This is a genomic window from Pseudomonas sp. GCEP-101 (assembly GCF_025133575.1).
In the GTDB taxonomy this organism is placed as follows: domain Bacteria; phylum Pseudomonadota; class Gammaproteobacteria; order Pseudomonadales; family Pseudomonadaceae; genus Pseudomonas; species Pseudomonas nitroreducens_B.
In genome coordinates this window covers 5,086,558-5,107,909 of sequence record NZ_CP104011.1, presented here as the reverse complement: position 1 = coordinate 5,107,909, position 21,352 = coordinate 5,086,558, and the positions used below count along the sequence as shown (strand labels likewise).

7 protein-coding genes are annotated in these 21,352 nt (G+C 64.4%); 3 read left to right on the top strand and 4 right to left on the bottom strand.

What is annotated here, in order from left to right; translation table 11 throughout:
- The first annotated feature begins 53 nt into the window (after positions 1 to 53).
- The gene (locus tag N0B71_RS23195; protein WP_259755152.1) at positions 54 to 1,010 is read left to right on the top strand and encodes an AraC family transcriptional regulator; all 957 of its coding nucleotides are present in this window, start codon (positions 54 to 56) and stop codon (positions 1,008 to 1,010) included.
- A 4-nt stretch (positions 1,011 to 1,014) separates the two neighbouring features.
- Here the strand turns inward: N0B71_RS23195 and N0B71_RS23190 are convergent, their stop codons facing one another.
- Both N0B71_RS23190 and mltA read right to left on the bottom strand, forming a co-directional pair.
- Positions 1,015 to 1,317 carry a hypothetical protein gene (locus N0B71_RS23190; protein ID WP_259755151.1) on the bottom strand — a complete coding sequence of 101 codons (303 nt, stop codon included), beginning with the start codon at positions 1,315 to 1,317 and terminating at the stop codon, positions 1,015 to 1,017.
- A gap of 89 nt (positions 1,318 to 1,406) precedes the next feature.
- A complete protein-coding gene (mltA, locus tag N0B71_RS23185; RefSeq protein WP_259755150.1) occupies positions 1,407 to 2,555 on the bottom strand; it encodes a murein transglycosylase A in 1,149 nt (382 codons plus the stop codon).
- A 151-nt stretch (positions 2,556 to 2,706) separates the two neighbouring features.
- Between mltA and N0B71_RS23180 the strand changes: the two genes are divergently transcribed.
- Positions 2,707 to 5,067, top strand: coding sequence for a DNA polymerase II (locus N0B71_RS23180; RefSeq protein WP_259755148.1), 2,361 nt, complete (start codon positions 2,707 to 2,709; stop codon positions 5,065 to 5,067).
- Between the two features lie 179 nt (positions 5,068 to 5,246).
- Here the strand turns inward: N0B71_RS23180 and queD are convergent, their stop codons facing one another.
- Positions 5,247 to 5,603: a 6-carboxytetrahydropterin synthase QueD gene (gene queD / locus N0B71_RS23175; protein WP_017516521.1), complete on the bottom strand. Its 357-nt coding sequence runs from the start codon at positions 5,601 to 5,603 to the stop codon at positions 5,247 to 5,249.
- A gap of 109 nt (positions 5,604 to 5,712) precedes the next feature.
- Positions 5,713 to 5,787, bottom strand: a complete 75-nt coding sequence (locus N0B71_RS28325; protein WP_442964693.1) for a hypothetical protein — start codon at positions 5,785 to 5,787, stop codon at positions 5,713 to 5,715.
- A 254-nt stretch (positions 5,788 to 6,041) separates the two neighbouring features.
- Here N0B71_RS28325 and N0B71_RS23170 point away from each other — a divergent pair, with 254 nt between their 5' ends.
- Positions 6,042 to 21,293: an Ig-like domain-containing protein gene (locus N0B71_RS23170; RefSeq protein WP_259755145.1), complete on the top strand. Its 15,252-nt coding sequence runs from the start codon at positions 6,042 to 6,044 to the stop codon at positions 21,291 to 21,293.
- Positions 21,294 to 21,352 lie beyond the last annotated feature (59 nt).

Genomic DNA, 21,352 nt, shown 5'->3' with positions numbered 1-21,352 from the left:
CGTTACCGCCCGGTAACGGCTCAATCGGGACCTTCGCCGGTTAATTCGGGACCATGCCGCACACCATTACCGTCCATTACGCCCAGGGCATTCTGCAGGCCGCGCAGCGTCTGGGGTTGCCTGTGCCGGTCGAGCTGCAGGCCGCCAGCCTCGAACCCCGCATCCCGTTGCAGCGCCAGGATGCCTTCTGGGAGGCCATCTGCACCGCTTCGGGCGATCCCCTGCTGGGCTTGCGCCTGGGCGCTGCGCTGCAGGTCGGGCATCTGGACATGGTCGGCGCGCTGCTGATGAGTTGCGAGCGCTACGGCGAGGCGCTGGAGGCGCTGCTGGAGTATTTCCCGATCATCGCCGAGGGCAGCGAGTTCCAGCGCGAGCAGGATGCGACGCAGGTACGCCTGGTCTACCGGCCCAGCTACGCCGTACGCCGCGAGGAGCGCGTGGAGGCCGCGCTGGCGAGCCTGGTGCACCTGACCCGCTGGATCACCGGCGACCAGGTGAGGCCGCAGCGCCTGGCGCTGGGGCATGCCGCGCGGGGCGAGCCGTCACGCTATGCCGAGGTGCTTCAATGCCCGGTCAGCTTCGACGGCACTGAAAGCTCGCTCAGCTTCGCGCTGGCCGACCTGGACGTCCCGCTGATCCAGGCCAACGCCCTGATGCGCGAGCACCTGCGCGCGCTGGCCGATGCGCAGCTCGAGCGCCTGGGTGCGCAGAGCCTGGCCGCACGCGTGCAGCACCTGCTGCGGCAACATCCGCGCTGGGGCAAGGAGAGGGTGGCGGATCAACTGGAACTCAGTGGTCGCCACCTCAACCGCAAGCTCGCCGACGAAGGCACCAGCTTCAAGCTGCTGCGCGAAGAGCTGCTGCATGCGATGGCGGAGCAGCTGCTGCGGGAAAACCCGCGTCTGAGCGAGGTGGCCGAGCGCCTGGGGTTCTCCGACGAAAGCGCGTTCGCCAAGGCTTTCCGCCGCTGGAGCGGGATGACGCCCGGGCAATTCCGCCAAGGCCATTGAGCGATCAGGGGCGGCTGGGTTTCGCCGCCGGCAGCGCCTGGACCTCAGGCGGATAAACGTGCTGCGGAATGACCCGTTGTTGCTCGATCGCCGGAGGACCGGAGTGGCTCGCCGCGAAATGCTGATCGACGCCGAAGAACAGCAGGACCAGGGCGATGGCGCCGACCCAGCAGAGCAGGTCGCAGTTCAGCGGGAAGTCCCGATGGTGGCGTTGCGAGCGGAGGGGAGGCTGCTGTTTCTTCATGGCGAGCACCGCGTGCGAGGTGAGGGTCAGTGAAACCAGGCAGCGCCTGGTGTTGCTGACCATCTTCCCCGGCGCGGGGCTGCCGGTGATTCAGGGAGCTCTGTAGGCTGAGTAGGAAAATCCTCTGTATTCCTACTCGGCTATCTGTAGGCTCATGCGCCCGGCAGGGCCTTGTCCTTTGGCCACAGCAGCCACAGCTGGCCATCCTGCTTCATGTGCCCGGCCAGCTCGCCAGCGGCGTCGCCGGTACCCCAGAACAGGTCTGCACGCACTTCGCCGACGATGGCGCCGCCGGTGTCCTGGGCGGCTACCGGACGCACCACCGGCGCGCCGTTCGGGCGGGTGGTGGCGAGCCACATGAGGCTGCCCAGGGGGATCACCTTGCGGTCGATGGCCACGCTGTAGCCGGGGGTCAGCGGCACGTTCAGCGAGCCGCGGGGGCCTTCGTTGCTGTCCGGGCGCTGGCTGAAGAATACGTAGCTGGGGTTGCTCGCCAGCAGTTCGTCGACGCGCTGCGGATGCGCGCGGGCCCAGTCGCGGATGCGCGCCATGCTGACTTCCTCCTTGCTCAGCTCGCCCTGTTCCACCAGCCAGCGGCCCACCGGCTTGTACGGACGGCCGTTCTGGTCGGCGTAGCCGAGGCGCAGTTGGCGGCCGTTGGCGAGCTGTACGCGGCCGGAGCCCTGGATCTGCAGGAACTGCAGGTCCATCGGGTCCGGCAGCCAAGCCAGCACCGGCGCATTGACGCCGTCGCGGCGGATGCCGGCCGCATCGGCGTAGGGCACCAGGGTGTTGCCTTCGAGCTTGCCGCGCAGGCGCTTGCCCTTGAGCTCGGGGTAGACGCTGTCCAGAGCGACTGTGATCAGGTCCTTGGGGACGCCGTAGACCGGCACGGTGTGCTGGGCGTCGCGCTCTTCGCTGCCGCGGTAGACCGGTTCGTAGTAACCGGTGATCAGCCCGGTCTTGCTGCCACTGCCTGCGCGCAGCTGGTAGGGCTGCAGGCGGGCCTGCATGAACTGGCGGATCGCCGGGGCGGAGGCCGGCACGCTGGCGGCGTCGGCGCAGGTCGCGGCCCAGATCTCATCCTTCTTCAGGCGCACCGCGCAGGCCGAGCGCCAAGCGCTGAAGCCTTGCAGCACATCGCTGTCGGCGGTCCTGGGCAGGTCCGACCAGGCGGCCTTGGCGTAGGTGGGGGCCTGGGCTTCTTCGGGCTTTTTGCCGAACAGGCCGCAGCCGGAGAGCAGGCTGGCGAAACACAGGGTGGCGAGGAGAGGGCGGGTCCGGCGGGACGAATCGGTCACGGGCGAGTCCTGGCAGGCAAACGAAAGCCCGCTAGCTTGGGCAGACGCGGGGCGTGCGTCAAACGCATCGGTCGGATTTACACGCCTTGCAACGAATCCGCGGGCGGACCGGTAGAATGACGTTCTGATTCGACAGACGGGTGGTTAGAGCGTGGAGGCAAGGCAGGGTTTCGTCCTGACCCGACATTGGCGGGATACGCCCGAAGGCACCGAGGTGGGCTTCTGGCTGGCCACCGACGAGGGGCCCCGGCATGTACTGCTGCCGCCGCAGACGTCGGTGGCCTTCGTGCCCGCCGAGCAACGCGCCCGCGCCGAGAAGCTGCTGGCCGGCGAGCGTGGCGCGCAGCTGCGCCCGCTGGGCCTGCGCGATTTCCAGCAACGGCCGGTGCTGGGCCTGTATTGCCAGCAGCATCGCCAGTTGATGAACCTGGAGAAGAAGCTGCGCGAGGCCGGGGTCGAGGTGTTCGAAGCCGACATCCGTCCGCCCGAGCGCTACCTGATGGAGCGTTTCATCACCGCGCCGGTCAGCTTCAGCGGCGAGCCGGGGGAGGGCGGCAGCATCGCCTCGGCGCAACTGCGCCCGGCGCCGGACTACCGGCCGACGCTGAAACTGGCCTCGCTGGACATCGAAACGAATATCCGCGGCGACCTGTATTCCATCGCCCTGGAGGGCTGCGGCCAGCGCCAGGTGTACATGCTCGGCCCGGCCAATGGCGTCGATGGCGAGCGCGATTTCGATCTGGAGTATTGCGACAGTCGCGGGCAACTGCTGGAGCGCCTGAACCAGTGGCTGGCCGAGCACGACCCCGACGCCATCATCGGCTGGAACCTGGTGCAGTTCGACCTGCGTGTGCTGCAGGACCACGCCAAGCGCCTGGATATCCCGCTGCGACTGGGGCGGGGCGGTGACGAGATGGGCTGGCGGCAGCACGCGTCGAGCAATCACTACTTCGCGGCGGCGGCAGGACGGCTGATTATCGATGGCATCGAGGCGCTGCGCTCGGCGTTCTGGAGCTTCCCCTCGTTCAGCCTGGAGAGCGTCTCGCAGCAACTGCTGGGCGAGGGCAAGTCCATCGACAACCCCTACGACCGCATGGCCGAGATCGACCGTCGCTTCGCCGAGGACAAGCCGGCGCTGGCGAAATACAACCTCAAGGACTGCGAACTGGTCACGCGCATCTTCGAGAAGACCCGCATCCTCGACTTCCTCCTCGAGCGCGCCAGCGTTACGGGGCTTCCGGCGGACCGCAGCGGCGGCTCGGTGGCGGCCTTCACCCACCTGTACCTGCCGCCGATGCACCGGCTGGGCTATGTTGCGCCGAACCTGGGCGGCAAGGCGCCGGAGGCCAGCCCCGGCGGCTTCGTCATGGATTCGCGGCCGGGGCTGTACGAGTCGGTGCTGGTGCTGGACTACAAGAGCCTGTACCCGTCGATCATCCGCACCTTCCTGATCGACCCGGTGGGCCTGGTCGAAGGCTTGAGCGATCCGTCCGACGCAGCCTCTGTTCCGGGCTTTCGCGGCGGGCGTTTTTCCCGCACCCAGCATTGCCTGCCGGCCATCGTCGAGCGCGTCTGGCAGGGCCGCGAGGCGGCCAAGCGTGACGGCAACGCGCCGCTGTCCCAGGCGCTGAAGATCATCATGAACGCCTTCTACGGCGTGCTCGGTTCCAGCGGCTGCCGCTTCTTCGACCCGCGCCTGGCCTCGTCCATCACCATGCGCGGCCACGAGATCATGCGCCGCACCCGCGAGCTGATCGAAGCCCAGGGCCATCGGGTGATCTACGGCGATACCGATTCCACCTTCGTCTGGCTGGGCAGCGCCCACGGTGAGGACGAGGCGGCCGATATCGGCCGCGCGCTGGTGCGCCACATCAACCAGTGGTGGGCCGAGCATCTGCGCCAGGAATACGGGCTGGACAGCGCGCTGGAAATCCAGTTCGAGCGGCACTTCCGGCGCTTTTTGATGCCTACCATCCGCGGCGCGGAAGAGGGCAGCAAGAAACGCTATGCCGGCCTGGTGCGGCGCGCCGATGGCAGCGACGAGATGGTCTTCAAGGGCCTGGAAACCGTGCGCACCGACTGGTCGCCGCTGGCACAGCAGTTCCAGCAGGAGCTGTACCTGCGCATTTTCCAGCGCCAACCGTACCGTGACTTCGTGCGCGACTACGTGAACCGCACCCTGGCCGGCGAGCAGGACGAGTTGCTGATCTTCCGCAAGCGGCTGCGCCGGCAACTGGGCGATTACGAACGCAACGTGCCGCCCCATGTGCGCGCCGCCCGCATCGCCGACGACTACAACGAGCGCCAGGGTCGTCCACGCCAGTACCAGCGCGGTGGCTGGATCAGCTACGTGATCACGGTCAACGGCCCGGAGCCGCTGGAAACGCTCAGCTCACCCATCGACTACGACCATTACGTCAGCCGCCAATTGCAGCCGATTGCCGATGCCATCCTGCCCTTCGTGGACGACGACTTCAGCGCGCTGATCGACCGGCAGATGGGGCTGTTCTAGCTGCCTGCCGGCGCGCCGGAAACTCCGGAACCAACCTGTAGGAGCGGGCCATGCCCGCGATCCGCCGGCAGCGCCGGCGTGCACCTGACGCCGCGTATTCCTGCGACAGCTGACACGCAGTCAGGTGCAGGAGCGCGCCCCACGCCCCGACGCGGGCCTGCAGCAATGGCGGAACCGAATCAGTCCCCGCGGTACTCGCAACCGCTGGTGCAGGTCTCGTGCACGCGCACCTTGGACAGCTCCGGCAGCAGCGGCTTGAGCTGTTGCCAGATCCAGCGGCAGAGGTTCTCGCTGGTGGGGTTTTCCAGGCCGGGAATATCGTTCAGGTAGTTGTGGTCGAGCTGATCGTAGATCGGCTTGAAAATCTGCTTGATCTCAGCGAAATCGCGGATCCAGCCGGTATGCGGGTCGACCTCACCCTCGATGTAGATGGCGGCCCGGAACGAGTGGCCGTGCAGGCGGCCGCACTGGTGCCCGGCGGGCACGTGGGGCAGGCGGTGGGCGGATTCGAAGGTGAACTCTTTGAACAGTTCCAATGGTGTGCCTTTAGATCAGGGAAACGTGGCTTGCGGATGATCGCAGGGTGCGGAGGGGCGTGCTTGGCATGCCCATCAGGGTGCCGTGGCGTTGATTCGGTTTGACCGGTTAATCCCAGCCGACCGGAATTCGGCCAATTCTACCTTGTTTCGGGAACGTTCCTTCATTCGTCCGACGATAGATCGTCTGTTGTGAGGGGACGGTTCGGGAGCGCGGGTTAACGATTCCCAGGCTCGCCCGGTAAAAGCGCTTATGGGTGGCAGCGACCTTTCTGTCGAGCTAGCGCGTTTGTCCTGGGAAAGTTCCGGCGTTCAGACGCGTCCGACATTCTTTACCGCAAAGGGCCTGTGCCATGTCAGGGCGGTCCTATCCTCTCGCGTGCGCCGCAAATCTTAATCTGGCTACCTCGATTTTTTACTCTTGAGGTGGGCCTTTTTATGGCAATTGAGAATATCGGTCTGGTGGCGGTCACCGAGAACGCAGCGAAGAAGGTCGCCGTCAAGGGCGGGGGCAAGATCAAGGCAGCGGCAGGCACCAAGTACCTTCTTCAGGTGATCGGCAGCGATGTGTCTCCGGAGAACGTCACCGTCCAGCGCGACGGCAAAGACCTCAAGGTCTTCTTCGAAGGCAGCGAAAAGCCCGACCTGACCATCCAGGACTTCTTCGCCGACGGGATGGACAGCCAACTCTACGGCGTGGCCGAAGACGGCCAGCTCTACGCGTACGTGCGCACGGACGGCGAGGGCTTCTACGGCCAGTTGCTGATGAATGATGGTGAGTCCGCCCCCATCGCCCTGGGCGGCGAGTCGCTGGGCGACGGCGCCGCCTACCTGGCGTCGAGTTTCGATGAGGCCGCGGGCTTTGTGCTGTGGCCATGGCTGCTGGGCCTGGCGGGCGTGGGTGCCGTGGCGGCCGCTGCCAGCCACCACGGAGGCGGTGGTCACCACGAAACGCCCACCAGCGCGGGCCCGACCAATATCAAGGTGATTGACGACGTCGGCCCGATCCAGGGCCAGTTGGCCAATGGCGACGTGACGGACGACGCGAACCCGACCATCACCGGTGGCGGCGTGCCGGGGGCGGTGATCCACATCATCGACAATGGCACCGAGATCGGCAGCACGGTCGTCGACAAGGACGGTACCTGGTCCTTCACCCCGACCACCGGCCTGCCCGATGGCGACCACGATGTCACCGCGATCCAGGTCGAGCCGGGCAAGAAGCCGAGCCCGCCCGTGGATGTGCTGGACTTCACCGTGGACACCGTGCCGCCCGCTGACCCGGTCGCGACCATCGAAGGTGGTGTGGAGAACGGCGGCGACCTGTATTCGCCCAGCAATACCCCGACCGTCACCGGTACCGGCGATCCGGGTGACACCATCACCGTGGTATTCCCGACCGGCGAGAAGGCCTCTACCACCGTGGACCCGAGCGGCAACTGGTCGGTGACGCCGAAAGACCCGATTCCCGAGGGCCCGGTCGATATCATCGTCACCGAGCAGGACCCGGCGGGTAACACCGGCACCACGGTACTGCCGGCGATCATCGACACCATCGCTCCGGATGTTCCTCAGGCCTGGCTCGACCCGGCGTCCGATTCGGGCGTCAAGGGCGATGGCATCACCAACGACAACACGCCGAAGATCGACGGCAAGACCGAGCCGGGCGCCGCGGTGACCGTCACCATCCAGCCGACCGGTGAAGTCATCAAGACCATCGCCGACGACAACGGCGACTGGTCGGTAACGCCGAAACAGCCGATCCCCGATGGCCCGGTGGACATCGAAGTCACCGCCACCGACAAGGCCGGCAACACCAGCCAGCCCAAGGACCTGCCGCTGACCATCGACACCACGCCGCCCGATGCGCCGAAGGTGTGGCTGGACGACGCCTCCGACTCGGGCGTGAAGGGTGACAACGTCACCAACGTCACCAAGCCGACCATCGATGGCACCGCCGAGCCGAAATCCACGGTAACCGTCACGATCAAGGAAACCGGCGAAGTCCTCACCACCACCGCCGATGCCAGCGGCAACTGGTCGGTCACCCCGACCAAGCCACTGCCGGAAGGTCCGGTGCACATCGACGCCACGGCCACCGACGCCGCCGGCAACACCAGCCAGCCGGGCACGCTGGACCTGACCATCGATACCACGCCGCCGGACCCTTCGAGGCTGGCCATCACCGGCGTGCTCGACAACGTCGGTGACATCACCGGCAATATCGAAAATGGCGGCAAGACCGATGATTCCCATCCGGTGATCAGCGGTACCGGTACCGCCGGCGATACCATCGTCGTCTACACCAAGGACAGCACCGGCAACCACGCGATTGGCAGCGCCACCGTCGGTGCCGACGGCACCTGGTCGCTCAAGCCGGAACTGCCACTGAACAACGGCAGCAACGAGTTGACCGCCATCGAGGTCGACCCGGCCGGCAACGACAGCACCAGCAAGCCCTACACCATCACCCTGATCACCGGTGCGCCGGATGTTCCGACCATTGTCAGCGTCTACGACGACGTCGGCCCCTACCAGGGCTTCCTGCAGAAGGGGGACGTCACCGATGACAACCAGCCGACCTTCCGCGGCACCGCGCAAGCGGGCTCGCTGGTCAAGCTGTACGACACCAACGGCCTGGTGATTGGCAGCGGCACGGCCGATAACAATGGCGAGTGGACCATTACCACCAGCGTGCTGGCCGACGGCCTGCACAAGGTGACCGCCACCGCTACCAACAGTGTGGGTATCGAGAGCGCGGCGACGGGCGAGTGGCCGTTGATCGTGGACACCAGCGCACCGGCCAATACCACCCTGGTGGTGACCGACAACGTCGGCGACGTGACCGGCCCGCTGCATAACAACGACACCACCGATGACAACCGTCCGGTCTTTACCGGTGATGCCGAGCCCAACGGCAAGGTCATTCTTTACGACAATGGCAAGCTGCTGGGCGAAGCCGACGTCGGTGCGGACGGCAAATGGTCGTTCATTCCCACCACGCCGCTGGTCGATGGCGACCACCAGTTCAGCACCCAGGTCCTGGACAAGGCCGGCAATAGCAGCGGCCAAGGCAACCAATTGTTCGTGATCGTCGACACGTCCAAGGTGCTCGTGCAGATCACCCATGTGCTCGATAACACTGGTCCGATTACCGGCGATATCGCCCCGGGCGGCTACACCGATGAAAAACGGCCGGAAATCCACGGTACCGGCAAGGCTGGCAGCATCGTCACGCTCTATGATGACGACACCCTGCTGGGCACCACGACTGTCGACAGCAATGGGAACTGGACCTTCACTCCGACCAAGGATCTGGTTGAAGGTGAGCACACCCTCAAGGCTACGGCGACCGACAAGGCCGGGAATGTCAGCGCCCCGTCGACCTTCAGCTTCATCCTCGATATCACTGCACCGGCCAAGCCGAGCATCGATTCCGTTTATGACGACGTGGGCCCGATCCAGGGCCCGGTGGCCAATGGCGGTGTGACGGACGATCCCAACCCGACGCTTTCGGGCAAGGCGGAAGCCGACTCGATCGTCAAGGTCTACGATGGCAGCGAGTTGCTGGGCAGCACCAAAGCGCTGTCCGATGGCACCTGGAGTTTCACTCCGGTCACCTCGCTTGGCGAAGGCGAACACACATTCCACGTCACGGCGACCGACGAGGCGGGCAATACCAGCGTTCCTTCCGATGATTACAGGATCACCCTGGACTTCACCGCGCCGGTCGCGCCGGTGATCGTGCACGTCATCGACAACGTAGGCGACGTGACTGGCGAGATCTCCTCGACGACCCCCACCGACGACCGCAAGCCGGTGGTGTCAGGTACCTCGGCCGAAGCCAACCTGACCCTGGTGGTCTACAACATCGCCAGTGGCAAGTACGTCGAAATCGGCCGCACCACGACCGATGCGAATGGCAACTGGACGTTGACCAGCGATCAGTACAAGTACCCGCTGTCGGGTGATGTCAAGCTGATCGCCAAGGCCATCGACGTGGCTGGCAACGTCAGCGACCCGAGTAACGAGCGTGACTTCACCGTCCTGACCGAGGCGCCGGCGCAGCCGACGATCCAGGAAGTGTGGAACGACGACGTGACTCCGAACCTGAACGTCCAGCCGGGCGGCTACACCAATGACAACACCGCGTTGATCAAGGGCACCGCCGAGCCGGGCGTTCACGTCAAGGTCTACAACGGCGAGCAATACCTGGGCACCGCGGATGCTGACGAGAAGGGCCTTTGGCACCTCAACCTGCCGGTGGGCAGCCCTGACGGCGAGTACAACATCTACGCTGTCGCGGTGAACGACGCGGGCATGGAAAGCACCAAGGCGGGTCCGTACAACTTCTTCGTCGACACCGTTGCGCCGCCGTCGCCGACACCGGATCAGTGGGAAATCATCGACGATGTCGGTAGCAAGACCGGGCCGATCCACAATGGCGACACCACCGACGACGACCTGCCGACGGTGCGCAACACCGACGGTCAGTTGCAGCCTGCGGGCTACGTGGTCACCGTCTACGACGGCGACAAGCCTATCGGCTCGACCGTAGTCAAGCCTGACGGCACCTGGTCGGTGGACGTTCCTGCGCCGCAGGGCCCGCACGATTTCTCGATCACCGTGACTGACCTCGCCGGCAACCAGGGGGGGCCGAGCAACCACATCGCCTTCGATACCGACATCGACCCGAACGCGCCAAGCATCACCGGCGTGTACAACGACGAAGGTACAACGCTGGTGGCCATCCCCCGTGACGGCTACACCAACGACACCACGCCGGAGGTCCATGGCAAGGCCAAGGCGGGCAGCCTGGTGGAGGTGTACGACAACACCAACACCCTGGTCGGCAGCACCACCGCCGACACTAGCGGTAACTGGGTACTGGATGCCTCGACCCTGGCTGAAGGTCCGCACACCCTGACCGTGCGCGCGCAGGACCCGGCCGGTAACTGGAGCGACAAGGTCTCGCCGTACAACCTCAATGTCGATGTGACTGCGCCAGTCAAGCCGACCATTGACTACGCCGACGACACCGTGGGCACCATCACCGGTCATATCCTCGACAACGGCTACACCGACGATCCGAACCCGGTATTCCACGGCACCGGCGAAGCCGGCTCGGTGATCCACCTGTTCGAAATCCATGACGGAGGCAAACGCACCGAAATCGGTTCGACCATCGTCGATGCGAGCGGCAACTGGCAGATCAAGCCGACCGCGGCCTATAGCCTGATCGGCAACCCGGAGACGGCCTACACCTTCAGTGCGGATTCGTACGACAAGGCAGGCAACTCCAGCACTTCCAATGACTTCCACCTCAACGTGGACTTCGTGCCGCCCGTGGCGACGCTGACCATCGACACCGTCGCTGGAGACGACATCGTCAATGCCATCGAGGCCAAGGAGGACCAGCCCATCAGCGGCAAGGTCACTGGCGAGTTCACCGTGGGCGACATCGTCAGCTTCAAGCTCGACGGCACGACCTACACCGCCAAGGTTGCCGCCGACGGTACCTGGAGCGTCAGCGTTCCGGGTAGCGCGCTGGTTGCCGACAGCACCCACAGCATCGTCGCTACGCTGGTGGCGCACGACCAGGCTGGCAACGAGGCCAAGTTCACCGCCAACCACCCCTACAGCGTGCAGACCGACTCAGGGACTACCACGCTGACCATCGACACCGTGGCCGGTGACGACGTCGTCAACCTGGTCGAATCCAAGGAAAGCCAGACCATCAGCGGCAAGGTGGGCGGCACTTACCTGGAAGGGGACAAGGTGACCTTCACCCTCAACGGCCATGACTACAGTGCCAGCGTTGCGGCGGATGGCAGCTGGAGCGTTGCCGTGCCGGGCAGTGACCTGGTGGATGACGCCGCTCACCAGATCGTCGCCACGGTCATCGGGCATGACGCGGCGGGTAATGCCAACACTGTCACTGTCGTCCATGGCTACTCGGTCGATATTGATCCGCCGAGGCCCGACACGACGCAGTTGACCATCAACAACGTCACCAGCGACAACATCCTCAACGCAGCGGAAGCCAAGTCGCCACAAACCATCAGCGGCAAGGCCGTCGGTGAGTTCCAGACCGGTGACGTGGTGAGCTTCACCCTCAACGGTACCGCCTACAGCGCCAAGGTCGCTGCCAGCGGGGATTGGAGCGTTTCCGTGGCCGGTTCCGACCTGGCCAAGGAAACCAACATCCACGCGACCCTGATGGCTCATGATGCCGCCGGCAACGTCGGGCCGATCACTGCCGACCATGCCTATACGGTGCAGATCGATCCGACTGCCGTCACCCTGAGCATCGACACCATCGCCGGCGACGATGTGGTGAACCTGGCTGAGTCCAAGGAAAACCAGACCATCAGCGGCAAAGTGGTCGGCGCGGGTGGTTTCACCGTCGGCGACCTGGTCAGCTTTACCCTTAATGGCACCACCTACAGTGCCAAGGTCGGCGCTACCGGGGACTGGAGCGTTTCTGTGGCCGGCTCGGACCTGGCCGCGGAGACCAACATCCACGCCACACTGGTGGCCCACGATGACGCCGGCAACCTCAACAGCGTCAGCGCCGACCGTGCCTATACCGTCGATACCGTGCCGCCCGTGGCGACACTGACTATCGACATCGTGGCTGGCGACGACATCGTCAACGCGGCGGAAGCGACCACCCCGCAAACCATCAGTGGCAAGGCGAGTGGTGAGTTCCTGGTCGGCGATATCGTCAGCTTCAAGCTCAATGGCACCCCGTACAGCGCAGCGGTAGCGGCGGATGGCAAGTGGAGCGTGGTGGTCGCCGGCGCTGATCTGGCGGCGGAAACCAACATTCACGCCACCCTGGTGGCCCATGATGCGGCGGGTAACAGCGCCAACGTCGTGGCGGACCACCCGTATACCGTGAGCCCCAATCCGCCGGTGGCTTCGCTGTACATCAACATCGTGGCCGGCGACGACATCGTCAACCTCGAGGAATCCAAGGTCAACCAGGCCATCACCGGTGGTTCCACCGGTGGCCGTGCTGGTGACGTGGTCACCCTCGTGGTCAATGGCGTCAGCTACAGCGGCACCATCGATGCTCAGGGCAAGTGGAGCATCAACGTTCCAGGTTCGGAGCTGGTGGCCGACCCGGCCCACCGCATCGATGCCACCCTGGTGGCGACCAACGTCGCCGGCAACAGCGCCAGCGTCACGGCCAGCCACCTCTATAGCGTCGACATCACGCCGCCCGCGGCCACATTGACCATCAACGTGGTGGCCGGCGACGACGTGGTCAACTCGATGGAAGCCGCGAGCCCGCAGACCATCAGTGGTCGTGCTGGCGGCGAGTTCATCAAGGGCGACCTGGTGAAGTTCACCCTCAACGGCACGACCTACAGTGCGGCGGTGGATTCCACCGGCAACTGGAGCGTCACCGTCTCGGGCGCCGACCTGGCGAAGGAAACCAACATCCACGCCACCCTGGAGGCTCATGACACGGCTGGCAACGTCGCCAGCGTCGTGGCGGATCGCGCCTACACCGTGGACACCACCCCGCCAGTGGCCATTCTGACCATCAACGTAGTGGCCGGCGACGACATCCTCAACTATGCCGAATCGCAGACCCCGCAGACCATCAGCGGCAAGGTCAGCGGCGAGTTCATGGTGGGTGACGTTGTCAGCTTCGCCCTCAATGGCACCGACTACAAAGCCACGGTGAATGCCGCCGGCGACTGGAGCGTGCAGGTGGCCGGCGGCGACCTGGCCAAGGCCAACAGCATCGACGCCACGCTGGTGGCGCACGACGCCGCCGGCAACGAAGCCACTGTCACGGCCAGCCATCCGTACACGGTGGAAATCACGCCGCCGGTGGCCGGCTTGGTCATCAATGCCGTGGCGGGCGACGACGTGGTCAACATCGCCGAGTCCCAGCAGGCCCAGACCATCAGTGGCAAGGCAACGGGGCAGTTCCTCGCCGGCGATATCGTCAGCTTCACCCTCAACGGCACGGTCTACAGCGCCGCGGTCGATGCCGCGGGTGAGTGGAACGTGCAGGTGTCGGGCAGCGACCTGGCCAAGGGCAGCAGCATCAATGCGACCCTGGTGGCGCATGACTCGGCCGGCAACGCCACTGACGTCCTTGGCACCCGTCCGTACAGCGTCGACCTGGCCCCGCCGGTGGCGACCCTGACCATCAACGTGGTGGCAGGGGACGACATTGTCAACAAGGCCGAGTCGCAGCAGCCCCAAACCATCAGCGGCAAGGTGGGTGGCGAGTTCGTGACCGGCGATGTGGTGAGCTTCACGCTCAACGGCACCGCCTACAGCGCCGCTGTCAGCGCGACCGGTAGCTGGAGCGTTTCCGTGGCCGGTTCCGACCTGGCCAAGGGCAGCAGCATCGACGCGCCCCTTATCGCCCACGATGCCGCAGGCAACGAAGCCACGGTCACGGCGACCCGTCCGTACAGTGTCGACGTCATCGATCCGGTAGCCACGCTGACCATCAACGTGGTGGCGGGCGACGACATCGTCAACGCCTCCGAAGCCATGACCAACCAGACCATCAGCGGCAAGGCCGGTGGCGAATTCCTGGCGGGCGATCTGGTGACCTTCACCCTCAACGGCACGGCCTACAGCGCGGCGGTCAACGCCACGGGCGAGTGGAGCGTGCAGGTGTCGGGCACCGACCTGGCCAAGGAAACCAATATCCACGCCACGCTGGAAGCCCACGACGCGGCAGGCAACGTAGCCAGCGTCATAGCCGACCGCGCCTATTCCGTGGACACCACTCCGCCGGTGGCAACCCTCACCATCGACGTGATTGCTGGCGACGATATCGTCAACAAGGAAGAGTCCCAGCAGCCGCAAACCATCAGTGGCAAGGTGACGGGCGAGTTCATGCCCGACGACGTGGTGAGCTTCGTCCTAAATGGCACGACCTACAGCGCCAAGGTCAATGCCACGGGCGACTGGAGCGTATCGGTGGCGGGCTCGGACCTCGCCAAGGAAACCAACATCCACGCCGTGCTGATGGCCCATGACGCTGCCGGCAACCTCGGCAGCATCGTGGCAGATCGTGCCTACACCGTGGTGACGGACTCCGGTAACACCACGCTGACCATCGACACCGTGGCTGGCGACGACGTCGTCAACCTGGTCGAATCCAAGGAAAGCCAGACCATCAGCGGCAAGGTGGGCGGCACTTACCTGCAAGGGGACAAGGTCACCTTCACCCTCAACGGCCATGACTACAGTGCCAGCGTTGCGGCTGACGGCAGCTGGAGCGTTGCCGTGCCGGGCAGCGACCTGGTGGATGACGCTGCCCACCAGATCGTCGCCACGGTCATCGGGCATGACGCGGCGGGTAACGCCAACACCGTGACCGTGACACATGGCTACTCGGTGGATATCGTTCCGCCATCGCCGGACACGACGCAGCTGACCATCAACAACGTCACCAGCGACAACATCCTCAACGCGGCGGAAGCCAAGTCGCCACAAACCATCAGTGGCAAGGCCGTCGGTGAGTTCCAGACCGGTGACGTGGTGAGCTTCACCCTCAACGGCACCACCTACAGCGCCAAGGTCAACGCCACCGGGGATTGGAGTGTGTCGGTGGCCGGTTCCGACCTGGCCAAGGAAACCAACATCCACGCGACCCTGATGGCTCACGATGCCGCCGGCAACGTCGCACCCATCACCGCGGATCACGCCTACCAGGTGATCATCAACCCGCTCGCTGTCACCCTGAGCATCGACACCATCGCTGGCGACGATGTGGTGAACCTGGCTGAATCCAAGGAGAGCCAGACCATCAGCGGCAAGGCCGTAGGCGCGGGCGGTTTCACCGTCGGTGACCTGGTCAGCTTTACCCTCAATGGCCATGTCTACAGCGCCAGTGTGAGTGCCGATGGCACCTGGAAGGTCGACGTAGCAGGTTCCGACCTGGCGGCAGAAACCAACATCCACGCCACCCTGGTAGCCCACGATGACGCCGGCAACCTCAACAGCGTCAGCGCCGACCGCGCCTATACCGTCGATACCGTGCCGCCGGTGGCGACGTTGAGCATTGATGACGTCACCAGTGACAACATTCTCAACACTGATGAATCGACCAAGCCACAGACCATCAGCGGCAAGGCCTCGGGCGAGTTCATGGCCAATGACGTGGTCAGCTTCACCTTGAACGGCACCACCTACAGCGCAGCGGTAGCGGCGGATGGCAAGTGGAGCTTGGTGGTCGCCGGTGCGGACCTCGCCCAGGAAACCAACATCCACGCCACCCTGGTGGCCCATGATGCGGCGGGTAACAGCGCCAACGTCGTGGCGGACCACCCTTACACCGTGAACGTCACTCCGCCGGTGGCCTCGCTGTACATCAACATCGTCGCCGGGGATGACATCGTCAACCTCGAGGAATCCAAGGTCGACCAGGCCGTCACCGGTGGTTCCACCGGTGGCCGTGCTGGTGACGTGGTCACCCTCGTGGTCAATGGCGTCAGCTACAGCGGCACCCTCGACGCCCAGGGCAAGTGGAGCATCAACGTTCCAGGTTCGGAGCTGGTGGCCGACCCGGCCCACCGCATCGATGCCACCCTGGTGGCGACCAACGTCGCCGGCAACAGCGCCAGCGTCACGGCCAGCCACCTCTATAGCGTCGACATCACGCCGCCCGCGGCCACATTGACCATCAACGTGGTGGCCGGCGACGACGTGGTCAACTCGATGGAAGCCGCGAGCCCGCAGACCATCAGTGGTCGTGCTGGCGGCGAGTTCATCAAGGGCGACCTGGTGAAGTTCACCCTCAACGGCACGACCTACAGTGCGGCGGTGGATTCCACCGGCAACTGGAGCGTCACCGTCTCGGGCGCCGACCTGGCGAAGGAAACCAACATCCACGCCACCCTGGAGGCTCATGACACGGCTGGCAACGTCGCCAGCGTCGTGGCGGATCGCGCCTACACCGTGGACACCACCCCGCCAGTGGCCATTCTGACCATCAACGTAGTGGCCGGCGACGACATCCTCAACTATGCCGAATCGCAGACCCCGCAGACCATCAGCGGCAAGGTCAGCGGCGAGTTCATGGTGGGTGACGTTGTCAGCTTCGCCCTCAATGGCACCGACTACAAAGCCACGGTGAATGCCGCCGGCGACTGGAGCGTGCAGGTGGCCGGCGGCGACCTGGCCAAGGCCAACAGCATCGACGCCACGCTGGTGGCGCACGACGCCGCCGGCAACGAAGCCACTGTCACGGCCAGCCATCCGTACACGGTGGAAATCACGCCGCCGGTGGCCGGCTTGGTCATCAATGCCGTGGCAGGCGACGACGTGGTCAACATCGCCGAGTCCCAGCAGGCCCAGTCCATCAGCGGCAAGGCAACGGGGCAGTTCCTCGCCGGCGATATTGTCAGCTTCACGCTGAACGGTACTGTGTACAGCACGACGGTCGACGGTTCGGGCAACTGGAGCGTACAGGTAGCCGGTAGCGACCTGGCCAAGGGCAGCAGCATCAATGCGACCCTGGTGGCGCATGACTCGGCCGGCAACGCCACCGATGTCCACGGCACCCGTCCGTACAGCGTCGACCTGGCGCCGCCGGTGGCGACCCTGACCATCAACGTGGTGGCAGGGGACGACATTGTCAACAAGGCCGAGTCGCAGCAGCTCCAAACCATCAGCGGCAAGGTCGGTGGCGAGTTCGTGACCGGCGATGTGGTGAGCTTCACGCTCAACGGCACCGCCTACAGCGCCGCTGTCAGCGCGACCGGTAGCTGGAGCGTGCAGGTGGCCGGTTCCGACCTGGCCAAGGGCAGCAGCATCGATGCGACCCTCATCGCCCATGATGCCGCGGGCAACGAAGCCACGGTCACGGCGACCCGTCCGTACAGTGTCGACGTCATCGACCCGGTAGCCACGCTGACCATCAACGTGGTGGCCGGCGACGACATCGTCAACGCCTCCGAAGCCATGACCAACCAGACCATCAGCGGCAAGGCCGGTGGTGAGTTCCTGGCGGGCGATCTGGTGACCTTCACCCTCAACGGCACCGCCTACAGTGCGGCGGTCAACGCCACGGGCGAGTGGAGCGTGCAGGTGTCGGGCACCGATCTGGCCAAGGGCACCAGCATCGACGCCACTCTGGTGGCACACGATGTGGCTGGCAACAGTTCCAGCGTGACAGCGAACCACCCGTATACGGTGGACCTGTCTCCGCCGGATGACAGCACCACCAAGCTGGCCATCAACGTCATTGCTGGTGACGACATTGTCAACAAGGAAGAGGCGCAACAACCACAAACCATCAGTGGCAAGGTAACGGGCGAGTTCATGCCCAATGACGTGGTGAGTTTCGTCCTCAATGGCACGACCTACAGCGCCAAGGTTAGTGCCACGGGCGACTGGAGCGTGTCGGTGGCGGGCTCGGACCTCGCCAAGGAAACCAACATCCACGCCGTGCTGATGGCCCATGACGCTGCTGGCAACCTTGGCAGCATCGTGGCAGATCGTGCCTACACCGTGGTGACGGACTCCGGCACCACCACGCTGACCATCGACACCGTGGCCGGCGACGACGTCGTCAACCTGGTCGAATCCAAGGAGAGCCAGACCATCAGCGGCAAGGTGGGTGGCACTTACCTGCAAGGGGACAAGGTCACCTTCACCCTCAATGGCCACGACTACAGCGCCAGCGTTGCGGCGGATGGCAGCTGGAGCGTTGCCGTGCCGGGCAGTGACCTGGTGGACGATGCCGCCCACCAGATCGTCGCCACGGTCATCGGTCATGACGCGGCGGGGAACGCCAACACCGTGACCGTGACACATGGCTACTCGGTGGATATCGTTCCGCCGACGCCCGACACCACGCAACTGACCATCAACAACGTCACCAGCGACAACATTCTCAACGCCCTGGAGGCCCAGTCACCACAAACCATCAGCGGCAAAGTCGTTGGCGAGTTCACGGTGGGGGACGTGGTCAGCTTCAAGCTCGCTGGCACCAGCTATTCCGCGGCGGTAGCGGCGGACGGCACCTGGAGCGTGGACGTCCCTGGCAGCAAGCTGGTGGACGAGACGACCCACAGCATCGATGCCACCCTGGTGGCGCACGACGCGGCCGGCAACGCGGGCAACATCACCGCATCCCATGCCTACGATGTCATGCTCAACGGCGTGACGATCACCAGCATGAGCAAGGACACGGCGATCGATCTGGCGCACTCCACCGACTTCATCACCGCGGATGGTTCGGCGGGGCGGGGCGTTTACGGGACTCTCCAGCAGGCGCTGACCGGTACCCAGAAGGTCCAGGTGTCGTATAACGGCACGACCTGGACGGATGCCGTCACCAGTGGCTTGAACTGGGTGACCGTCGATACCTCGATGCACACGGGTGATTGGACCATCCAGGCACGCATTGTCGATAACGGCCAGGTCCAGTCGGACATTGCCACGCAGACCGTCACCTACCTGGCAGACAAGGGGAATGGGCCGACCATCATCGGTATTCCCGATGGCGTGGGTTCTTACACGCAGGCCAAAGCAGCTGATGGCAGCGACGTCCAGGTTTCGCTGGCGGGTACGCTTGCCAAGGCAGGCGACACCTTGCACATCATCTGGGGCGACACCACCTATGACCAGGTGCTCACCGCCGCGGACATCGCAGCGGGCACGGTCACGGCGAAGGTGCCGGCGCAGCAAACCCTGCTGCAAGGCACCACGTTCAGCTTCGCGGTAACGGCACAGATCGTCACCGCCGAAGGGCAGATGAGTGGCCCCAGCGATATCTTCCAGATGCGTGGCGAAGGGTGGAGCACCCTGGCTCAGGACGGGATGCTGCGAGCTATCAGCGCGGATGGAACCTATAAAGCGGGCGGCTTCACCGTTACCTCCAACAACACGCTTTCCATTGGTGCGGCGAGCACTTACGCCAACGCCGGCTTGAACCTGGCTGGCCCATCGACGAGCTACGCCCAGGTCAACTTCACGACGCCGGTCAGCAGCTTCTCCGTCAATATCAGCGGTTTGCAGAACACCGCCGGTGGGTCGCGAGTGGTGGTGTACGACACGGCCGGCAATATCCTGTCGGACACCATGGCGCTGGCCGATGGTACCGGAGGTAAGGCTGCATCGACGCTGTACAGCTTCACCGCTCCGACGTCAGCCGATATCGGCAAGGTCATGATCTACAGCGATGGCGTCGATCTTGGCGGTGCGGGAATTCGTCTCGACTCGATCAAGTTCAACCAGATTCATTACGCTCCAGGCTATACCGAGACCTTCACCAACCTGGTCGGTAAATCAGGCAGCTTCTACTGCCCGGAGGGTCATTTCACCATTACCTCCAAGGGTACTGTGACGGTGAACAATACGAGCACTGTGCCGATGCCTAGCGGGCCGTATTTGTACATCGGCGCCAACAGCGCAAGCAGCATGGGAACCCAGTGGGCCGCTTTCACCTTCGACCAACCAGTGAAGTATTTCTCCTACGACATGTGGGGGGTGGAGAACGAGCCAGGCAACTACTCCAAGCTGCAGGTGTACGACACCAACGGCAATCTCATCTTCGAGCGTAACTGCACCAACAGCGCCGCAACCAAGACCAGTGCCGAGCAGATCAACTACACCGCGCCGGAGGGCTTGAGCATTGGCAAGGTGGTGATCTGGAGTGATGCATGGGGTGCGCTGATCGACAACTTCACCACGGTACTGGCGCCAGAGGCCGTCACGGGGCAGAACCTGCTGGATCACAACTGGGAAACCTACTTCGACGATCGGGTCATCAGTTACAGCATGCAGGACTACGCGCAAAGTTTCGCCAACAACACCTTCAAGAGCGGCGCGTCGCTGGCGGGCTATCACAGCACCGAGGGTGGTTTCACCATCAGCGGTGCGGCAAGCCAGACCGCAGCGGGATCGGTGTGGGTGAACGCCATGCTGGGGTCGATGTTCGTGGACAGTGCCAAGACGGCGGTGGTCACCTTCGACACGGCCCGGTCCAGCATCGAAGTGAACGTGACCGGCATTGAAGCTACTGCCGGTAACAGCGGGGTGCTCAAGGTATACGACACTTCGGGTAGCCTGCTGGATACGGTCACGATGACCAACACCATCGGGACCTACGACATCCAGTCGTTCAGTTACGAAGCCAATGGCAACGTCATTGGGCGTATCGAGATTACGGGGGACCAGTCGGGCATGTATGTCACCAGTATCTCGTCCGAGGTTTCCCAAGCGTCGGTGTCGAACGGTGTGATCTCGATGTCCATTGATCCCACGGCCTACTTCCTCCAGGACACGGCGCATATCTTCGGCAGCGCAGGCGTGGACACGTTGAAGCTGACCGGCGCCAACCAGGTCCTGGACCTGCGTTCGCTCACCGGCGACAGCGGCGCGGCCAAGATCAGCAGCATCGAGAAGTTCGATATCACCGGCACCGGCAACAACACGCTGAAGCTTTCGCTCAACGACGTGCTGCACTTGGGCGAAACCGACATGTTCCAGAAGGACGGCAAGGTCCAGGTGTTGGTGGATGGCGATGCCGGGGACAAGGTGGAGCTCTACGGTCTGCACGACCACGGTGCCGCGGTCGGCACCTGGCAGAGCGCCGGCACTACCAGCATCGGTGGGGCGACCTACCAGGTCTACAGCTACAGCACGCTGGATGCCGAAGTCCTGATCAAGCAGGCCGTGACCAGTACCGTCGTTTGACAAGCGGCGAGGGGGCGGGCACGTCCCGCCCCCGAATCGCCCCCAGGGCCGCCGGCTTA